Annotated in this window: 11 protein-coding genes; 10 read left to right on the top strand and 1 reads right to left on the bottom strand. The window is 40.4% G+C overall.

Annotated elements, in window-relative coordinates; genetic code table 11:
- Nucleotides 1-101 precede the first annotated feature (101 nt).
- From O3650_RS02430 to yaaA, 5 genes are all read left to right on the top strand, one after another.
- Nucleotides 102-2,798: a cation-translocating P-type ATPase gene (locus O3650_RS02430; RefSeq protein WP_153192169.1), complete on the top strand. Its 2,697-nt coding sequence runs from the start codon at nucleotides 102-104 to the stop codon at nucleotides 2,796-2,798.
- A gap of 112 nt (nucleotides 2,799-2,910) precedes the next feature.
- Nucleotides 2,911-3,321, top strand: coding sequence for a peptide deformylase (locus O3650_RS02425; RefSeq protein WP_247933124.1), 411 nt, complete (start codon nucleotides 2,911-2,913; stop codon nucleotides 3,319-3,321).
- A gap of 11 nt (nucleotides 3,322-3,332) precedes the next feature.
- Nucleotides 3,333-4,928 (top strand): hypothetical protein, encoded by a 1,596-nt coding sequence (locus O3650_RS02420; RefSeq protein WP_371491510.1) that lies wholly within the window; start codon nucleotides 3,333-3,335, stop codon nucleotides 4,926-4,928.
- 64 nt (nucleotides 4,929-4,992) lie between these two features.
- Nucleotides 4,993-5,157: a DUF3953 domain-containing protein gene (locus O3650_RS02415; RefSeq protein WP_194250453.1), complete on the top strand. Its 165-nt coding sequence runs from the start codon at nucleotides 4,993-4,995 to the stop codon at nucleotides 5,155-5,157.
- Nucleotides 5,158-5,235: 78 nt separating this feature from the next.
- Nucleotides 5,236-5,964, top strand: coding sequence for a peroxide stress protein YaaA (gene yaaA / locus O3650_RS02410; protein ID WP_261071069.1), 729 nt, complete (start codon nucleotides 5,236-5,238; stop codon nucleotides 5,962-5,964).
- Between the two features lie 240 nt (nucleotides 5,965-6,204).
- On the opposite strand, the gene O3650_RS02405 is transcribed toward yaaA, so the two are convergent.
- The gene (locus O3650_RS02405) at nucleotides 6,205-6,753 is read right to left on the bottom strand and encodes an NAD(P)H-dependent oxidoreductase (RefSeq protein WP_371491507.1); all 549 of its coding nucleotides are present in this window, start codon (nucleotides 6,751-6,753) and stop codon (nucleotides 6,205-6,207) included.
- 391 nt (nucleotides 6,754-7,144) lie between these two features.
- On the opposite strand from O3650_RS02405, the gene O3650_RS02400 reads away from it, so the two are divergent.
- From O3650_RS02400 to O3650_RS02380, 5 genes are all read left to right on the top strand, one after another.
- Complete coding sequence (locus tag O3650_RS02400) at nucleotides 7,145-8,341, top strand: MFS transporter (protein WP_371491505.1); 1,197 nt, start codon at nucleotides 7,145-7,147, stop codon at nucleotides 8,339-8,341.
- 291 nt (nucleotides 8,342-8,632) lie between these two features.
- The gene (locus O3650_RS02395) at nucleotides 8,633-9,121 is read left to right on the top strand and encodes a DUF5590 domain-containing protein (protein WP_371491503.1); all 489 of its coding nucleotides are present in this window, start codon (nucleotides 8,633-8,635) and stop codon (nucleotides 9,119-9,121) included.
- Nucleotides 9,118-10,296, top strand: a complete 1,179-nt coding sequence (locus tag O3650_RS02390) for a pyridoxal phosphate-dependent aminotransferase (RefSeq protein WP_371491501.1) — start codon at nucleotides 9,118-9,120, stop codon at nucleotides 10,294-10,296. Before O3650_RS02395 ends, O3650_RS02390 begins: the two co-directional genes overlap by 4 nt.
- Before the next feature lie 22 nt (nucleotides 10,297-10,318).
- Nucleotides 10,319-11,662, top strand: coding sequence for an asparagine--tRNA ligase (asnS, locus tag O3650_RS02385; protein WP_033677725.1), 1,344 nt, complete (start codon nucleotides 10,319-10,321; stop codon nucleotides 11,660-11,662).
- A 569-nt stretch (nucleotides 11,663-12,231) separates the two neighbouring features.
- Nucleotides 12,232-20,191: MucBP domain-containing protein (locus O3650_RS02380; protein WP_371491499.1), on the top strand; the 7,960-nt coding region annotated here is incomplete at its 3' end.

Below are 20,191 nucleotides of genomic sequence, written 5' to 3'. Positions count from 1 at the left end.
ACAGCGAGACTTGTTATGATTAACAGGTCTCTTTTTGTTTGTCGTGAAAAGATATGACAGAAAGAGAGTCTGTTTTGCACACAATGTCAAGGAGGAGACACATGTCAAAAGAACAAAAACGCCAAGCGTTTTACACTCAGAGTCCTGAAGAGGTCTTGAAGGCTGTGGATGCGACCGAGCAAGGTTTGTCATCAAGTGAGGCGGAAAAGCGCCTTGCAGAATTTGGCCACAATGAACTCGAAGAAGGCGAGAAACGATCAATCCTGGTCAAATTTATCGAGCAATTTAAGGATTTGATGATTATCATCCTAGTTGCTGCAGCAATCTTGTCAGTCGTGACTTCTGGTGGGGAAGATATCGCAGATGCCATTATCATTTTAGCCGTGGTTATCATTAACGCTGCCTTTGGTGTTTACCAAGAAGGAAAAGCAGAAGAAGCCATTGAAGCCCTCAAATCCATGTCTAGTCCAGCTGCTCGCGTTCTTCGTGATGGTCATATGGCTGAGATTGATTCTAAAGAATTGGTACCAGGTGATATCGTCGCTCTCGAAGCTGGTGATGTTGTACCAGCAGACTTACGTTTGCTAGAAGCCAATTCTCTTAAGATCGAAGAAGCTGCTTTGACAGGTGAGTCTGTGCCAGTCGAAAAAGACTTGACAGTTGAACTTGCTGCAGATGCTGGTATTGGGGACCGTGTCAACATGGCCTTCCAAAACTCTAACGTGACCTATGGTCGTGGGATGGGTGTTGTTGTCAATACAGGTATGTACACTGAAGTTGGTCATATCGCTGGTATGCTTCAAGATGCGGATGAGACAGACACACCACTTAAACAAAACTTGAATAACCTTTCTAAGGTCTTGACCTATGCAATTTTGGTCATTGCCCTTGTTACTTTTGTAGTGGGTGTTTTCATTCAAGGCAAAAATCCACTCGGTGAGTTGATGACCTCTGTTGCCCTTGCTGTTGCAGCCATCCCAGAAGGACTTCCTGCTATCGTAACCATCGTTCTTGCCCTTGGTACTCAAGTTTTGGCTAAACGAAACTCTATCGTTCGTAAGTTGCCAGCAGTTGAGACGCTTGGTTCAACTGAAATCATCGCTTCTGATAAGACTGGTACGCTTACTATGAACAAGATGACAGTTGAAAAAGTATTCTACGATGCAGTCCTACATGATTCAGCTGATGACATTGAACTAGGTCTTGAAATGCCCCTACTTCGTTCAGTTGTCTTGGCCAATGATACGAAAATCGATGTGGAAGGTAACCTGATTGGTGACCCAACCGAAACAGCCTTTATCCAGTATGCTTTGGACAAAGGTTATGATGTTAAAGGATTTTTAGACAAATATCCTCGTGTGGCTGAGTTGCCATTTGATTCTGAACGTAAGCTCATGTCAACGGTTCACCCATTGCCAGATGGTCGTTTCCTTGTAGCAGTCAAGGGTGCGCCAGACCAACTCTTAAAACGTTGTGTTCTTCGTGATAAGGCTGGGGATATTGCTCCGATTGATGAGAAGGTTACAAACCTCATTCATACAAACAATTCTGAAATGGCTCACCAAGCCTTGCGTGTCCTTGCAGGTGCTTATAAGATTATCGATAGCATTCCAGAAAACCTCACTTCTGAAGAACTTGAAAATGATTTAATCTTCACTGGTTTGATTGGGATGATTGACCCTGAACGTCCTGAGGCAGCTGAGGCTGTTCGTGTGGCTAAGGAAGCTGGAATTCGTCCAATCATGATTACGGGTGACCATCAAGACACAGCAGAAGCTATTGCTAAACGTTTGGGAATCATTGATGCAAATGATACAGAAGGCCACGTTTTAACTGGTGCTGAGCTCAATGAACTGTCAGATGAAGACTTTGAAAAAGTAGTTGGTCAATACTCTGTTTATGCCCGTGTGTCTCCAGAGCACAAGGTTCGTATCGTCAAGGCTTGGCAAAAACAAGGCAAAGTCGTTGCCATGACAGGTGATGGTGTCAATGATGCGCCAGCTCTGAAAACAGCCGATATCGGTATCGGTATGGGAATCACTGGTACAGAGGTTTCTAAGGGGGCATCTGACATGATTCTTGCAGATGATAACTTTGCGACTATCATTGTTGCAGTTGAAGAAGGACGTAAGGTCTTCTCAAACATTCAAAAGACTATTCAGTATCTACTTTCTGCCAATACTGCTGAAGTATTAACTATCTTCCTATCAACCTTGTTTGGTTGGGATGTCTTGCAGCCAGTTCATCTTTTGTGGATCAACTTGGTAACGGATACCTTCCCAGCAATTGCACTAGGTGTTGAGCCAGCTGAGCCTGGTGTCATGAACCATAAACCACGTGGACGCAAGGCAAGCTTCTTCTCAGGTGGTGTTTTGAGTTCTATTATCTATCAAGGTGTACTCCAAGCAGCTATTGTTATGAGTGTTTATGGTCTTGCCCTTCTTTACCCAGTTCATGTGGGTGACAATCATGCCATTCACGCAGATGCCCTTACTATGGCCTTTGCAACACTTGGTTTGATTCAGCTCTTTCATGCCTACAATGTGAAATCTGTTTACCAGTCCATCTTGACAGTTGGACCATTCAAGTCTAAGACCTTTAACTGGTCTATCTTGGTATCCTTCATCCTTCTCATGGCAACAATCGTCGTAGAACCGCTTGAAGGAATCTTCCACGTAACCAGACTAGACTTGTTACAATGGGGAATCGTTATGGGCGGAAGCTTCTCAATGATTATCATCGTCGAAATCGTTAAGTTTGTTCAACGTAAACTTGGTTTTGATAAGAATGCGATTTAAAAAAGTCATCTTCGGATGGCTTTTTGCTACAGTTGAGAGAAAGGGCTTGCAGTTATCGGCTTTTGTGCTATAATTGCTATAATATAGTAAAAAGTAAGAGGAGTGTGAGGAAGTGGAAAAGAAAATTGTGAAGGATATCTTATTTTTATCTCAAGTGTCTCAGCCGGCAAGTCAGGAGGACCTTTATCTTGCCAGAGATTTGCAGGATACACTCTTAGCAAATCGTGAGACTTGTGTCGGTCTAGCTGCCAATATGATTGGGGTGCAAAAGCGCGTGATTATTTTTAATCTTGGCTTGGTTTCTATGGTCATGTTTAATCCTGTTCTCAAGTCTTTTTCAGGACCTTATGAGACAGAGGAAGGTTGTTTGTCCTTGGTAGGTGTGAGACCAACTAAGCGTTATGAAACCATAACCGTTGCTTATCGTGACAGCAAGTGGCAGGAACAGACCATTACTTTGACAGGTTTCCCGGCTCAGATTTGCCAGCATGAACTGGATCACTTGGAAGGACGAATCATTTAGGAGGAAAGCAAATGAAACGAATAGTCTTTGAACTTATTTTTATCGCAACGACCTGGTATATCTTTTTACCGCCTCTTAATCTGACCAGCTGGGAATTTCTCTTTTTCCTCTGTGGGCATTTGCTGCTTGTAGCAATCTTATTTGGCTTTGGCAAGGGAATCAATCTGGTCAAAACGGTTCATGTGCGCCACGGCAAGGCAGAAGCTGCCTTAAATCTAGAGGGTTTCAAAATCAATCGGTTAGGGAAAGTTCTTTTTGCTTCTATTGGAGGAATTCTTCTCTTGGCAGCCTTGGTTTCCTTGGTAACTTCTAGCATTTTTCAGGCTAAAAATTATGCCAATGTAGTCACGGTTACGGAAAAAGACTTTACTGAATTTCCTAAGACTGACACCAGTAAGGTTCCAATCTTAGATAGAAGTACTGCTGAAAAAATTGGTGACCGCTACTTGGGTTCCCTAACGGACAAGGTGTCGCAGTACGTAGCGGCAGACACCTATACCCAATTGACGATTGATGGGAAACCTTATCGCGTTACGCCACTAGAATACGCAGATCCTATCAAGTGGTTTAACAATCAGGCCAAGGGAATCGGCGAGTATATCAAGGTGGACATGGTAACTGGTAATGCGGACTTGGTGGACTTGAAGACACCAATCAAGTATTCGGACTCGGAGTATTTTAACCGCGATGTCAAGCGTCACCTGCGCTTTAAGTACCCAACCAAGATCTTCAAGACTCCATCTTTCGAGGTAGACGATGAGGGTAATCCTTTCTATGTAGCAACGGTTTACCAAAAGCAATTTGGACTTGCGGTTCCTCGTCCTGTTTCAGTCATTATCCTGGATGCCACAAATGGAGAAACCAAGGAATACAGCTTGGCTGATGTTCCAGAATGGGTGGACAGGGTCTATCCAGCTGAGGAAACCATCGAGCAAATCAACTACAACGGCAAGTACAAGGACGGTTTCTGGAATGCTATGATTTCCAAGAAAAACGTGACCCAGACTACCAAGGGCTATAATTACTTGTCTATCGGCAATGATATCTATCTCTACACAGGTGTAACGTCAGCAAATGCAGATGAAAGTAATCTTGGTTTCATCCTTGAAAATATGCGGACAGGAGAAATCACGAAGTATAGCTTGGCTTCTGCGACAGAAGAATCAGCCCGAGAATCAGCCGAAGGTGCTGTTCAGGAGAAATCCTACAAGGCAACCTTCCCAATCCTCATCAACCTCAATGACAAGCCTCTCTACATCATGGGCTTGAAGGACAATGCTGGCTTGGTCAAAGAGTACGCTTTGGTAGATGCAGTCGAGTACCAAAACGTTATCGTAGCAACGACAGTGGAAGAACTGCTCAGCAAGTACGCCAATAAAAACGACCTTGAATTTGATAATGAAACCACAGAAAGCATCAAGGGTGTGGTAGCAGAGCTCAAATCAGCTGTTATCAAGGGAGACACCGTCTACTTCTTTAAAGTTGATGGGAAGATATATAAGGTTAAGGCCTCAGTATCAGATGACCTTCCTTACCTTGAAAATGGTAAAACCTTCGAAGGTCAAGTAGGGAGAGACAATTATCTCAAGACCTTTAAAGTACAGTAAAAAAGGTTTATTTAAGAAATATATGTTATAATAATGCAAATTAAGACTAATGGAGGACAAACAAATGGGTTTTTATGTGATGCTTGCTTCAATGCTACTTGGACTGCTTGCTTTGAAGATAGGTTTTTCTCGGTTCAAGGAGAAAAAAGATACATTCTTATCTATCTTAACAAGCCTAGCTGGTATCTCCCTTGTTCTCGTGGCTATCTGGTTAGGATGGCCAAAATAACCAAATAAACCTCGGTCAACCCGAGGTTTTTTAGATGAATTTCTTGGTTGTGGCTAAAAAATATGCTACACTATTAATATGAAAATTTTAATCCCAACAGCAAAAGAAATGAATACAGACTTGTCGAGTATCGAAGCTGCTCCTTTAAAACCAGAAAGTCAGGCCGTGCTTGATGCCTTGGCCCTCTATTCTGCTAGTCAATTGGAGAGCTTTTACAAGGTATCAGCTGATAAGGCGGCGGAAGAATTTCAAAATATCCAAGCTTTGAAAAGGCAAACTACTCAACACTATCCAGCCTTGAACCTTTTTGATGGGCTCATGTATCGCCATATCAAGCGAGATAAATTGACCGAGGCAGAACAAGCCTATCTTGAAAATCATGTACTCATCACTTCGGCTTTGTACGGTGTCATTCCAGCCTTGTCACCTATGGCTCCTCACCGTTTGGACTTTTTGATGAAATTAAAAGTCTCTGGTAAGACTTTGAAGAGTCATTGGAAGGCAGCTTATGATGAAGCTCTGAAGAAGGAAGAAGTGATTTTCTCTCTATTGTCATCCGAGTTTGAGACCGTATTTTCTAAGGAAATCCGAGAAAAAATGGTGACCTTCAAATTCATGGAGGATAGAGGTGGGCAGCTGAAGATACATTCAACTATTTCTAAGAAAGCCCGTGGTGCCTTCCTGACAGCCCTGATAGAAAATCAAGTACAGACGGTAGAGGAAGCTCATCACTTAAGCTTTGCAGGATTTAACTACCTAGAAGACCTGTCCCAGCCGCAGGAATTGGTTTTTGTTAAGGAAGTATAGAAATCAGATATTTTGTATTGGACAATATGTATCATCAGCTATTTTATACTCTTCGAAAATCAAATTCAAACCACGTCAGCTTCGCCTTGTCGTACTCAAGTACAGCCTACGGCTAGCTTCCTAGTTTGCTCTTTGATTTTCATTGAGTATTAGTTTATAAATGAGAAAAAAGCGAACAAGCTAGTCTTCTGAGTGTCAGAAAAGTAGTCGTGTTCGCTTTTATTATGTTAGTTACTTTAGTTACTTGATAGCATTGACCAAGTCTTCCGCTTGTTTTTCAAGTGAATTTTGGACTGATTCTTCGAGAACTAATTTTCCGTCTGCCCAGGCAGAGTCATTGACACGTGCAGCAGTGAAATCACCAACGACTTGTGTACGGATAAATGGCAAGAGGTCTTTATAGATAGCGAAAAGTTGATCGTGACCGGCATTGGCTACAGATGATACGGTGACAAACTTGTCTTGAAGGGCAGAAGCACCACGTGTATCAGACAAGTCAAGGGCACGAGATAGCCAGTCAAGCAAGTTTTTCACTGTTCCGGGGATAGAGAAGTTGTAGACTGGAGAGAAAATCCAGATGGCATCCGCAGCCAGAACCGCTTCACGAGCAGCCGCTACAGCTGGATGAGTTGGAACTTCCAAATCTTGGCTGAAGAGAGGAAGGACTGAATAATCAAGGTAGCTAACTTCCGCTTTACCAGCAAGTGCTTTCTCAGCTTCGAGAGCCATTTGGTGGTTAAAAGAACCTTGACGTAGTGATCCGACGATAAATAATACTTTTTTAGACATGATGTGTCTCCTTTTTCTTAAATTTCCGAGAATTCTCCCGTTGTTATAAGATATATTACAACAAAAGAAAACACCTTGCAAGAAATTTGCTCAGAGTTTATTTGAAAACTATAAAATTGTAGAAACTCTAATCACTTGCGACTGGAATGCATTTGATTTTCATTGAGTATTACTATATTCTCTTGTAATATGATGACATAAGTGCTAAAATAAACAAGAAAACTCGCAATAGAAACCGCATAACAGCTATTTTCCGGTATCATTTCATAAATCATTAAAAGAACAATAATGGCATTGAAGAATGCTTCTAAAAAGGGGTGGAGATCATGTAAGGCAAAGATTAACAAGTGACGAACAAAAGAAATAATAATACACTTGTTAAGGAGAAAAGATGTTAATAAGAAATTATCGGAAAAATATTGGCCTGATGGCCGGAGTTGAGTTTTTTGCATTTCTAGGGATTACCAGTTTTTGGATTCTCTTTCTCAGTCAAAACGGAATGTCTCTTTGGCAGATTGGACTTCTGGAAAGTATCTTTCATACGACCAGTCTTCTCTGTGAAATTCCATCTGGAATGTTAGCTGACCGCTATTCCTATAAGACCAACCTTTATTTAAGTCGTATAGCAGGGATTCTGTCTTCTATTCTCATGTTGGCTGGGCAGGGAAATTTTTGGATTTATGCCTTAGCGATGGCGGTAAGTGCCTTGTCTTATAATTTTGATTCAGGCACAAGCGCAGCAATGGTCTATGACTCGGCTGTAGAGGCTGGACTAAAGGAGCGTTATCTATCCATTTCAAGCTTCCTATCAGGAGTAGCAGAAGGAACTCGGTCTTTGGGGACAGTGTTGGCGGGATTTTTTGTCCATGGTCAATTGCACCTGACCTACTATATCATGATTGCCACTTCTATCATAGTTCTTTTCCTGATTTGGATGCTGAAAGAACCTAGTGTCAAGCTAGAAAAAGCTGATAGTGTGACGATGAAACAGATTATTTGGACCGTTAAGGATGAGTTGAATCGAAATCCCATGCTGTTCAACTGGATGATTTTGTCTCAGATTATTGGAACACTCATGTGCATGTTTTATTTTTACTATCAAAATCAGTTACCAGATTTAAGTGGTTGGCAAATTTCAGCAGTTATGCTACTTGGTAGTCTCTTGAATATCGTCGCAGTCTATCTAGCGAGTAGGATTGGAAAGAACTATGCTGCCTTGAAGCTTTTCCCTGTCCTCGTCCTGCTGACTGGAGTTACCTACCTGCTGTCCTACTTTGGAACACCTCTAATCTATATTTTGGTCTATTTGATTAGTAATGCTCTATATGCTCTTTTTCAGCCGATTTTTGACAATGATTTGCAAGAGCGACTCCCAAGTGAAGTAAGGGCAACCATGCTGAGTGTCTACTCTATGATGTTTAGCCTGAGTATGATTGTCTTCTTCCCACTGACAGGGTGGTTGATTGACCATTTAGGCTTTGTAGTAACATTTCTTTATCTAGGATCCTTTTTAGTCATGATTAGCCTTCTACTGGCTATCTTTTTAGGAAAAATGGCTAAAAGAATGGATGATAAAGTGATTCTATAGATTAAAAAACTTACGAAAACTTGAGTGCCAAGCTCAGGTTTTTTAATAGGTTGATTTTGGAGCTGTCTTTACTTTTCTTGATCGGTTTTAATCAAGAAAAATCGGTTTGCTTTGAAGGGAGAAATAGAATTGGTTGCTTATACTCAATGAAAATTAAAGAGCAAACTAGGAAGCTAGCCGCAGACAGTACTTGGGTACGGCAAGGCGAAGCTGACAAAGTTTGAATTGGATTTTCGAAGAGTATTCTTGCATTCACTTGTAATAAAGCCTAATAGATGGTAAAATAGACGAGTGAAAAAAAGACAAAACAAAGCAAAAAGTAATCTACTGTGGCAGTATGGTCTAGGGATGACGATTTTGTTTGTGGTTATCAGTGTTTCCTTTCTGTATCTAGTGTTTCTGAGTATGAAACCTTATCAAACAGCTAAAAGTGAAGGAGAAAAATTAGCTCAGCAGTATGCAGGATTAGAGCAGGCTGATCAGGTTGACTTATACAATGGCTTTGAATCCTATTATAGCGTTCTTGGTCGTAATAAAAAACAAGAAGCACTTGCTGTCCTGATTGGGAAAGATGACCATAAAATCTACGTTTATCAGCTAAATCAAGGTGTTTCACAAGAAAAAGCAGAAGCTGTTTCGAAGGAAAAAGGAGCTGGTGAGATTGACAAGATTACCTTTGGCCGTTATCAAGACAAGCCAATCTGGGAAGTCAAGTCAGGCTCTGATTTTTATCTAGTAGATTTTGAAACAGGAGCATTGGTCAATAAGGAGGGCCTATGAAACTATCCAAGCGTGTTTTAGAAATGGAAGAAAGTGTCACTTTAGCTAGTGATGCGAGAGCAAAAAAATTAAAAGCTCAAGGTAAGGATGTCCTTTTCTTGACCTTGGGACAACCAGATTTTCACACTCCTGAAAATATTCAGGATGCAGCAGTTAAAGCTATTCGAGAAGGCCAGGCTTCCTTCTATACAGTAGCTTCAGGCCTACCAGAATTAAAAGCTGCAGTGAATACCTACTTCGAGCGCTACTATGGCTATTCTGTCGCAAGTAACGAGGTTACCTTTGCTACCGGTGCTAAGTTCTCACTCTATACTTTCTTTATGGCTGTGGTTAATCCAGGTGATGAAGTTATTATCCCAACCCCATACTGGGTCAGCTATGGAGATCAGGTCAAGATGGCAGAAGGGATTCCAGTTTTTGTTCAAGCTAAAGAAGACAATGATTTTAAAGTCACGGTGGATCAACTAGAACTAGTTAGGACAGATAAGACAAAGGTTTTGGTTCTCAATTCACCATCTAATCCGACTGGTATGATTTATACTCGTGAAGAATTACTAGCTATCGGAAATTGGGCGGTTGAGCATGACATTCTGATTTTAGCTGATGATATATACGGTCGCCTTGTTTATAATGGAAATGAATTTGTTCCAATCTCAAGTTTATCAGAAGCAATTCGTAAGCAAACCATTGTCATTAACGGTGTATCAAAAGCTTATGCCATGACAGGTTGGCGGGTAGGTTATGCAGTGGGTGATCCAGAAATCATTGCTGCTATGAGCAAATTGACAGGTCAAACAACTTCTAACCTAACTGCTGTTTCACAATATGCAACCATCGAAGCCCTAACTGGACCGCAAGATTCTGTGGAAGTTATGCGTCAAGCATTTGAAGAACGTCTCAATACCATTTATCCGCTATTATGTGAGGTCCCTGGTTTTGAAGTCGTTAAGCCACAAGGAGCCTTCTATCTCTTCCCAAATGTCAAAAAGGCAATGGAGATGAAAGGCTATACGGATGTGACTGACTTTACAACAGCTATTCTTGAGGAAGTTGGTTTGGCACTCATAACAGGAGCAGGCTTTGGAGCGCCAGAAAATGTTCGCCTCAGCTATGCGACAGACCTAGACACGCTTAAAGAAGCAGTTAAACGCTTGAAAGCATTTATGGAAAAATAAAAGAAAAAGAAAAGGAAAAATAATGACAAAACGTGTAACGATTATTGATGTAAAAGACTATGTTGGTCAGGAAGTGACGATTGGCGCTTGGGTTGCCAATAAATCAGGAAAAGGAAAAATTGCCTTCTTGCAATTGCGTGACGGAACAGCCTTTTTCCAAGGTGTGGCCTTTAAACCAAACTTTGTAGAAAAATTTGGTGAAGAAGTGGGACTTGAGAAGTTTGATGTCATCAAACGTTTGAGCCAGGAAACTTCTGTTTATGTGACAGGTATTGTCAAAGAAGACGAACGTTCTAAATTTGGTTATGAGTTGGACATTACAGACATCGAAGTGATTGGTGAATCTCAAGACTACCCAATTACACCAAAAGAACACGGAACAGACTTCTTGATGGACAACCGTCACTTGTGGCTCCGTTCTCGTAAGCAAGTAGCGGTGATGCAAATTCGTAACGCTATCATCTATGCAACATATGAGTTCTTTGACAAGAACGGTTTCATGAAGTTTGATAGCCCAATTCTTTCAGGAAATGCGGCTGAAGATTCAACGGAACTCTTTGAAACGGACTACTTTGGAACGCCAGCTTACTTGAGCCAATCAGGTCAGCTTTACCTAGAAGCAGGAGCTATGGCCCTTGGCCGTGTCTTTGACTTTGGTCCAGTATTCCGTGCTGAAAAATCAAAAACGCGCCGTCACTTGACTGAGTTCTGGATGATGGACGCAGAGTACTCATACTTGACTCACGATGAGTCGCTTGACTTGCAAGAAGCTTATGTGAAAGCTCTTCTACAAGGTGTTCTTGATCGTGCGCCTCAAGCCTTGGAAACCTTGGAGCGTGATACAGAACTCTTGAAACGCTACATTTCAGAGCCCTTCAAACGTATCACTTACGATCAAGCTATTGACCTCTTGCAAGAGCATGAAAACGATGAAGATGCTGACTACGAACATCTTGAGCATGGTGATGACTTTGGTTCACCACATGAAACTTGGATTTCAAACCACTTTGGTGTGCCAACTTTTGTCATGAATTACCCAGCAGCCATCAAGGCATTTTACATGAAACCAGTTCCTGGAAATCCAGAGCGCGTGCTTTGTGCAGACTTGCTTGCTCCAGAAGGCTATGGAGAAATTATCGGTGGATCTATGCGTGAGGAAGACTACGATGCCCTTGTTGCTAAGATGGATGAACTTGGTATGGATCGTACAGAGTACGAATTCTACCTTGACCTTCGTAAATACGGCACAGTTCCACACGGTGGATTTGGTATCGGTATCGAGCGTATGGTAACCTTCGCAGCAGGAACAAAACACATCCGTGAAGCTATTCCATTCCCACGTATGTTGCACCGTATCAAACCGTAAGAATAGAAAAACGCCTATGTGGCGTTTTTTTCTATAGAAAGCTCTAGAAACGAAAGGAAATATTATCAGGTTTTCAGAATCGGCTCTTGATAATATGCGCTTTTCGTGAAAATATAGTGTATTGAATCTAGAACAGTACACTGTGTCTGCTAAAATATTTCTAGAAATTAATTTGCCTTTCTTAATCAGTTTGTTCATATCTTATTTTAATCCACTATATTTACTTCCTTTTCTTATAAAATTGAATTTGTGCTAGAAACATACTATTAGTTGTTTAGAATAGAATTTCGTATCTTAGTACATTGATCTTATTGTTTAAAAACAGATGTATGTACTAGTTTCTTCAAGGAAGTATTAGATTGAAACCATAAATATATACAAGCATGAAACTTGAATTAATAATAGTGGAATGATACAATATTAAGTGATATTGATAATTATTGGGCAACCCTTTTTTAAGATGATAACCTCTTGATATTACTAAAAAATTTAAGGGGGGGGGGCTTTCTATTTGTCTGGATACTTCAATTCAATATTAAAAAACATGCATAAAGGAGGTTCTAAGTCTAATGAAGGGTAAACAACAAGATTTTAGAACGGAAAAGTATATACGTTACGGTATTCGTAAGTATAGTTTCGGTGCGGCATCGGTAGCGATTGCGGCTGGTTTAATGTTTTTGGGAAATGGAGCAGTTTCAGCTATTGAACAAAATCCAGTTTCAGACTCTAAAGAAAATATTCAAAAAGTAGAAAAACCTTCTCCAGAATTAGGAGAAAGTAATATCCAGTTGGTTGATAAGACAATTGAAACACCCAAGAAAGAAGAAGTTAAAGTAAATAAGTCACTTCTTGAAATGAGTATTTCAAATTTAGAGGCTGCATTATCTAATGCTAAGTATGCGGATGCCTCAGTTGTAGCCAATGTTCGTGAAGCTTTAGCTACTGCGAAAGCTGTTTTGGCAAATGAAGCTGTCAAGCAAGAAGAGGTAAATGTTCAAAAAGAGATTCTTTCTGCATTGGGAACAGTTGTAACTGAATCAAACAAACTTGGATTAGAGAAAGAACAGGCTGATAAAGATAAGGTAGCAAAAGAAGAAGCACAAAGAAACGCTACACCAACAGAAAAAGCTCTTTCAGAAGCTAAATCGGCACTCGATAAAGTTTCATCAGAAGCAGATGTAACCAATACACTTGCGGTTACAGAACTTCGTAAGAAGGAAGTGGCAGAAGAGAATCGAGTTGCAATTGAAGCAGCGGTGGCCAAGAACCAAGCTGTACTTAATGAATCAAAAGTGCTTTTAGCTGACAAGAGTGTCACAAAGGAACAAGTAGATGCTCAATTAACTCGTTTAAATGAATCAATTCTTGCAGTTTATAGTGAACTGAAAAAAGCAGGAATTGGTCGTGATGGGAAGTTTGCTGTAGTGTTGGCAGCACAAGATTTTTATGCTGAAAGATCTACAAGTACTACTCATGCTTCAGAAATAAATGCAACAATCCATACAGGATCAGATACATATACAATTCCACACCAAGAAATTACCCTAACCAAAGGGGCTGGAACTGATACTTCAGGCCTAGAAGTAGTTGTGTATTCTAACCAACGTGATGGTGCTGAAACAAATGCAGGAAATGGACAAACTAGTGCACAAGGTGGTGCAACTGGTCATAATAATAAAGGTCGTGTTGATTATCCTTTAACACCAGAGGCTGCTAAAAAGTTAGCAGAAGAGGCTCCTTTATGGAGAAATAAACTTCGTGCAGATGGTTCAAGGATTTCAAATGCAGCGCTTTCGATCTATTCAGCTAACGGTGGGTATGAATACCTAGCTACTGAAATTTATGGTTATGCATATGAGCAAGGAATTGATCGTGTATATATCAAAGGTTTGAAAGACCGTATTGCTCTTACAGAGACTGCTAAGCAAGCTGGCTGGAGTCTTACTTCTGTAACGCCAACCAACCTTGTTCCTGGTTTAGCATATGATGAGGCTACAGATACTATTCAAGGGGTGGTCTCTGCCAATATTGAAAACGGGGTATATGATTTACGTTTTGATGTAACTGCAAGTCATACTGACGGTCGTTCAGTAACTTTTCGACTTCAGAATTTACGTGCTGGTTGGGTAGGATGGCAAGATACCACGCCTCCTACAATAGAATCTGATTCTGCTCGTTATGAACGTACTGTAGGTGATGATGCGAATATCAATATCCGATTTTATGATGATGCTGGATCAAGTGCGATTCCTAAGGGTACTGCTGGAAACTATAATTATACAACAGCTGAAGGCAAGGTAATTACAGTTCGTAAACAGAATTCACCAGCTGTGACTGGTGTGTCAGGCTATAATACTACAGGAGCGACTTTAGATGATTCTAAAGTGTTGATTCCCGGTACTAACTACAGTCTTTCTGATAGTACAAAAGATGAGCAAGCTAATGGTAGAACCAATAAGGGTAATGCTATTATTGGAGGTAAGGTTACGGAGGCAGGTATCTATACTGTCTCAGTATATGCTAAAGACTATGATAAGTTATCTAGCAATACAACTTGGAACCAATCAGGTCAAGAAGCGCATGCTTCCCTCACAGTTGTGGTGAAACCCAAAGTTGAGGTTCAAAACGTTGAAACTTACTCAACAACAGTTCCTGTTAAAATCTCTAAAGGTGCAACAAGTGCAAAAGTAACGATGCCAGATGGAACTGTAACAAATCTAAAAGCGGTTAAGGGTAAGTGGCTTGTAGATAGTGGTTCAACCAATACAGCAGTTACTGAAGATCAAGAACTAGGTGCCGTAGATTCTAATACTGTCTTTAATATTCCCGTCACATCAGAAGCAACCGCAAAAGTTGGTGTGGATAACATTAAAGTAGAATCATCATCTGAAAATGTTAAGGGAACTTTCCTACGTGAACAAGTTGAATTAACTGGAACTGACGGTCAAAAACACATCGCAAAATTAAATAGTACATCTGGTCATTGGGAACTTCCAGCTGATTATGCTGAAGTAAAGACACCAAATGGTAATGGAACTACAACGTGGACAAAACGCGAAGTGTATACTGAAGCGCAACAAGATGGAGCAATGAAATTCTACATCTATGAGTATACTCGTCAGCTAGATATCAATGGTAAAGTAACAAGTGTTGATACACCAACTCGCCCACTCACTGTATATGCTTCGCAGAATACTAGTCAAGCAGGTGATGGAATGTCAGTAACAATCACTTATGATAAACATTCCAATACTTGGTCTTCATCAGATGGTACAGAAGTGACTGCTACCAAATTGGGTGACAATTCTTGGGAAGTGCTTACTAAATCAGGATTTGGTGGTATCATTAGAGGAACAATTGCAACAAACTCAGATGTTGCAACTGTAGTTAATACAAAACCAACAGCAAGTTCACAGGATTATACGTCTACAAAAGGAACTACGGTTGACCTTCGTAATGAAGCAAAAGCTGCAGTGACAATCTCTGATACAGAAGATACTAAGTACGGTAAAACAACTTACATTACTCGTATTACAGTAACATCTCCTTCAGGAGTTCAGAAGGTTTATGACACTAAACAAGATGCAAACAACTACAATCTTGCTAGTGGTTATACACTGAATGAAGTGGGAGTCTATACAGTAACAGTTGATGTTATTGATAGTAATGGCAATTACACAACAGATGCTACAATAGGTGGAACTGAATCTGGTGTGGATCATGGGGCTGGCTCATCAACAGCTACAACTACTTACCACATTACAGTAACAGACACAATTGAAGGTCACGATGCTACATCATCTGATATCCAAGGAGCTACTCAAACGGGAACACCAACCTTTACTTCTGTAGGTGACGGTTCAACTATTTCACCAAGTGCAACATCACCAGCTAAGTTGGTTGCAACTGACGGTAGTCTAGTTGAGACTTTAACAGTTGTAAATGAGGGAACTTATACAATTGACCCAACAACAGGTGTTGTAACCTTTAAACCACTTGCAACATTCACAGGGACAGCTACTCCAGTAACTGTCAAACTAACTGCAATTCTAGGTACAGATACTAACAATGCTAATATTACTGCAACTGCGACAGCTACATATACACCAACAGTAGTTCCAGTAAAACCAACCGCAGTAGCGTCTCAAACAACTGGACCTCAAGGGAAAGCCCAAACTTCTGCTATTAAGTTTGACGTAGCAGACACAGATGATACAACTGTAAACTTTGCTAAAGGAACAGTTGCTATTGATGCAAATACAACAAAATCTGTTGATCTTAATACAGCATCAGTAACTCTTCTTAATGCAGACGGTGTTGCTGTAACATCTGTAACAGTTGCAAATGAGGGAACTTATACACTGGATACAGCGACAAATGTTATTACTTTCCAACCAGTCGCAACATTCACAGGAACTGTTACAAAACCAGTTAGTGTACGTATTGCGGATGCGAATGGTACTACTGCAACAACTACTTACACTCCAACTGTCACAGATGTCACTATGACAGCTGAAAATGCAGCATCTACAGACGTTCAAGGCAAAACACAAACTGGAACACCAGAATTTGAAACGTCAGATTCATCAGTAACAATTGCGAAACGTCAGTTGCTTGATCCCACAACTATACAACCAACTACTAGTGTTACAATCGCAAATGAAGGAACATACACAATTAATCCAACAACAGGTGTTGTAACCTTCGTACCAGTTCCAACATTTACTGGAGAAGGGACAGGAGTAACTGTTCAAGCAACAGATTCAAATGGTGAGACAGCAACAGCTACTTATAAACCAACTGTAACACCAATCACGATTACTGGTGAAAATGTAACATCTAAGAATATCCAAGGTGAACAGCAGTCAGAAACACCACTATTCTCATCATCAGATGATAGTGCTCCAGTATCAAATTACAAACTTGTAGATCCAGCTACTAGAAATCCAACGACTGCAACTTCAGTGACTGTTGAAAATGTTGGTACATACACAATTGATTCAACAACAGGCAAAGTAACATTCCAACCAGTTGCAACTTATACAGGAACACCAGCATCAGTAACAGTTCAAGCATCAGCAACTATTACTAATGAAAAAGGTGAATCAACAGAAATCACAGGTACAGCTGCTTATACTCCAACAGTAGTTCCTGTAGTCCCAACAGCTAAAGAATCAGCTACAGCTGGTAAGCAAGGTCAAACGCAAACGTCACAAATTATTTTTGATACTCCTGATACAGATGCTACAACTTTGAACTTCGCCAAAGGAGAAACATCTGAAGTATTAGGTGAAGATGGTCAACCAAAATCAGTAGCTCTTGATAAGAGTACTTTGACACTTCTTGATGCGAATGGAAATGCTGTAACTACAGTTACGGTTGATGGTGAAGGAACTTACACTCTTGATAAAACAACTAATGTTATTACATTCCAACCCACTGAGGAGTTTACAGGTAAAGCTACACCAGTACGTGTACAAATTGCAGATATCAATGGTACTACTGTAACAACTAATTACACTCCAACTGTTGTTGCTGAAGATGGAACGGTCATTGTTGAGTATAAGGATGAAGAAGGTAATATTATCTCTCCTTCAACAACTCCAGCAAATAACGAAAAAGTGACGACTCCATTTACAACTGAGCCAAAAGAAATTCCTGGTTACACTCTTGTTAAAGTGGAAACAACAAATGGTACGGTTGATGAAGGTACTAAGAAGGTTTCAGGTAAAGTTACAAATGAGCAAACTACTGTGACATATACTTATAGAAAGAATGTTCAAACAGCAACTATTTCTTACTATGATGTGACAACTGGTGCAGAAGTTGCTATAGATTCAGCTAAAGTTCCAGCAGCAGCTGTTGAGACAGTAGAGGGTGTTTATAACGGAGCTATCGACTTTACTAATCGTGAAAAAGCAATTGCAGCTCTTGAAAAAGCTGGCTATACGTTAGTAGAAGATGGTTTCATTGTAGCAACGACAGCTGATAAGCTTTTTGATAACGACACAGCGGTGAATCAAAACTTCACGGTAACAGTTAAACAACGTGTAGAACCCGTGACTCCAAATGATGAGAAACCTGTTCCAGGACAACCAGTGGATCCAGAAAATCCAAACTCACCTGTATGGCCAAGTACTGCAGAAAGTCTTGAGTTAACTAAGACAGTTACTCGTACAATCAAGTACCGCTACAACGATGAGAATGGTAAAGAAGTAACAGCTGATAAAGTTCAAACAGTAACCTTCACACGTAGCGCAAGCATTAACTTGGTAACAGGAAATGTGGAATACACTGACTGGTCAGCAGCACAAACGCTTGAGGCAGTAGTTTCTCCAGAAGTAGCTAATTATACTCATGATAAGAAAACTGTTACAAGTCTTGAGGTAACAAATGAGTCAACTGATAGTACAGTGTACGTTATCTATACACCAGTAGCACCAACTACAACACCTGCTACATCAACTGATATCCAAGGTAAGACACAGACAGGTACTCCAACATATAAACATGCTGATGGAACTGAGTTGAAACCAACAACAGATAATCCAGCTAAGTTCGTTGGAACTGAGGAAACAACTATCCCAGCTACTAAGGATGGTAAGACAGTTGGTACATATACAATCGATCCAACTGGTACAGTAACCTTCACGCCAAATAAAGACTTCGTTGGCACACCAGACCCAGCTAAAGTAGTTGTAACAGATCCTACAAATGGTACAACTGTTGAGTCAAGTTACACTCCAACTGTAACCCCAGTTACACCAACAGGTGTGGATACAAGTTCTACAGGTCCTAAGAACACTCCTCAATCTGGTACACCAACATTTGTACCTGGTCATAAAGATGTACCAATGGACAATACTGTTCCTGCTACATTTGAAGATGGTACAACAAGTAAAACAGTTCCAAACGAAGGAACGTATACTGTTGATGCAACAGGTAAGGTAACCTTCACACCAAATAAAGATTTCGTTGGGACTGCAACAGGAGTAACTATTGTACGTAAGGATACTAATGGCACTGTAGCGAAAGCTAAGTATATACCAACTGTTTATGAAGTGAAGTCTGATACACAAGTTGCAACTGTAACTTACAAAGATACTAATGGAACAATTCTTGGTGAAGTGGATATCCTTCAAGGTGATTCTGGTTCTGAAATGAACTACTCTACTGCAGAACGTATCAACGCACTGAAAAAACTTGGCTACGAACTTGTGTCTGACGAGTTTACAAAAGCTGATGGCAGCAAGCAATCATTTGATAATGATACAAAAGCTATTCAAAAATTTGTTGTTACTGTTCAACCACGCCTTGTTCCAGTTATTCCAAGTGATGTGACACCAGTTCCAGGTCAACCAATTGACCCAGAGGATCCAAACTCACCAGTATGGCCTGAAAGCGTTAAGGAATTGACAACTTCAGAAGAAGTAACTCGTACAATTACTTATGTTGATGGAGATGGTAAAGAGGTTACTACTTCTGTGACTTCATCAGTTAAATTTACTCGTGATGCTAAGGTGAACTTGGTGACAGGTGAAGTTACTTACGGCGAATGGAAAGAAGCTACAACTGATGTTCTTTCTGGTAACAAACTTCCACTTGTTAAAGGTTATATTGCATTAAGTGGAGATATTGAGGCATCTACCAAGGATCAAACTGTTAAGGCTGAAGACAAAGATATCATTCAAAAAGTTGTCTATAAGAAACTTGGAGCCTGGATTCCAAACGTGCCAGGACAAACAAATCCTCCACGTATTGATTATCCAAATGATCCAAACGGTGATCCAACTAAACCGGGTGTACCAACAGAAGATATTGTAATTCCTTATGTTCCAGGTTACATTCCAAGAGATAAAGATGGAAATCCGTTGAAACCAGTTGATCCAGAAGATCCAACTAAAGGTTATGTGCCACCAACATTACCAACTGATCCTAGTCAAGATACACCAATCAACTATACGAAGATTACAACGTCTTATGTGACAGTTGATCCAAATGGTAAAGAAGTATCTATTCCAAATTATCCAAGAGAAGATGGCGAACAACCTAAGAAAGATATCCCAGGTTACCGCTTCGTAGAAACGAAGAAACTGCCAAATGGAGATACAGAACACGTCTACGAAAAAGTAAGTACATTCTTCAAAGATAAAGAAGGCAATGAGATTCCGAACTATCCAAGTGAGCCAGGCACAGTAGATAAGAAAGACATTCCAGAGTACAGATTCGTAGAAACGAAGAAACTGCCAAATGGAGATGTAGAGCATGTTTACGAAAAAGTGAATACATTCTTCAAAGATAAAGAAGGTAATGAGATTCCGAAATATCCAAGTGAGCCGGGCACAGTAGATAAGAAAGATATTCCAGAGTACAGATTCGTAGAAACTAAGAAGCTGCCAAACGGAGATACAGAACACATCTACGAAAAAGTAAATACATTCTTCAAAGATAAAGAAGGAAACGAGATTCCGAAATATCCAAGTGAACCAGGAACAGTAGATAAGAAAGATATCCCAGAATACAGATTCG

This window comes from Streptococcus sp. 20925_1_24 (assembly GCF_041432335.1).
In the GTDB taxonomy this organism is placed as follows: domain Bacteria; phylum Bacillota; class Bacilli; order Lactobacillales; family Streptococcaceae; genus Streptococcus; species Streptococcus mitis_BM.
This window is presented reverse-complemented; position numbering and strand designations above follow the sequence as displayed.

Excerpts from the sequence above, each read along its gene's own strand:
- yaaA (WP_261071069.1), top strand. The coding sequence starts at position 5,236 with ATGAAAATTTTAATCCCAACAGCAAAAGAAATGAATACAGACTTGTCG.
- O3650_RS02420 (WP_371491510.1), top strand. The coding sequence starts at position 3,333 with ATGAAACGAATAGTCTTTGAACTTATTTTTATCGCAACGACCTGGTAT.
- O3650_RS02405 (WP_371491507.1), bottom strand. The coding sequence starts at position 6,753 with ATGTCTAAAAAAGTATTATTTATCGTCGGATCACTACGTCAAGGTTCT.
- O3650_RS02400 (WP_371491505.1), top strand. The coding sequence starts at position 7,145 with ATGTTAATAAGAAATTATCGGAAAAATATTGGCCTGATGGCCGGAGTT.
- O3650_RS02430 (WP_153192169.1), top strand. The coding sequence starts at position 102 with ATGTCAAAAGAACAAAAACGCCAAGCGTTTTACACTCAGAGTCCTGAA.
- asnS (WP_033677725.1), top strand. The coding sequence starts at position 10,319 with ATGACAAAACGTGTAACGATTATTGATGTAAAAGACTATGTTGGTCAG.
- O3650_RS02390 (WP_371491501.1), top strand. The coding sequence starts at position 9,118 with ATGAAACTATCCAAGCGTGTTTTAGAAATGGAAGAAAGTGTCACTTTA.
- O3650_RS02415 (WP_194250453.1), top strand. The coding sequence starts at position 4,993 with ATGGGTTTTTATGTGATGCTTGCTTCAATGCTACTTGGACTGCTTGCT.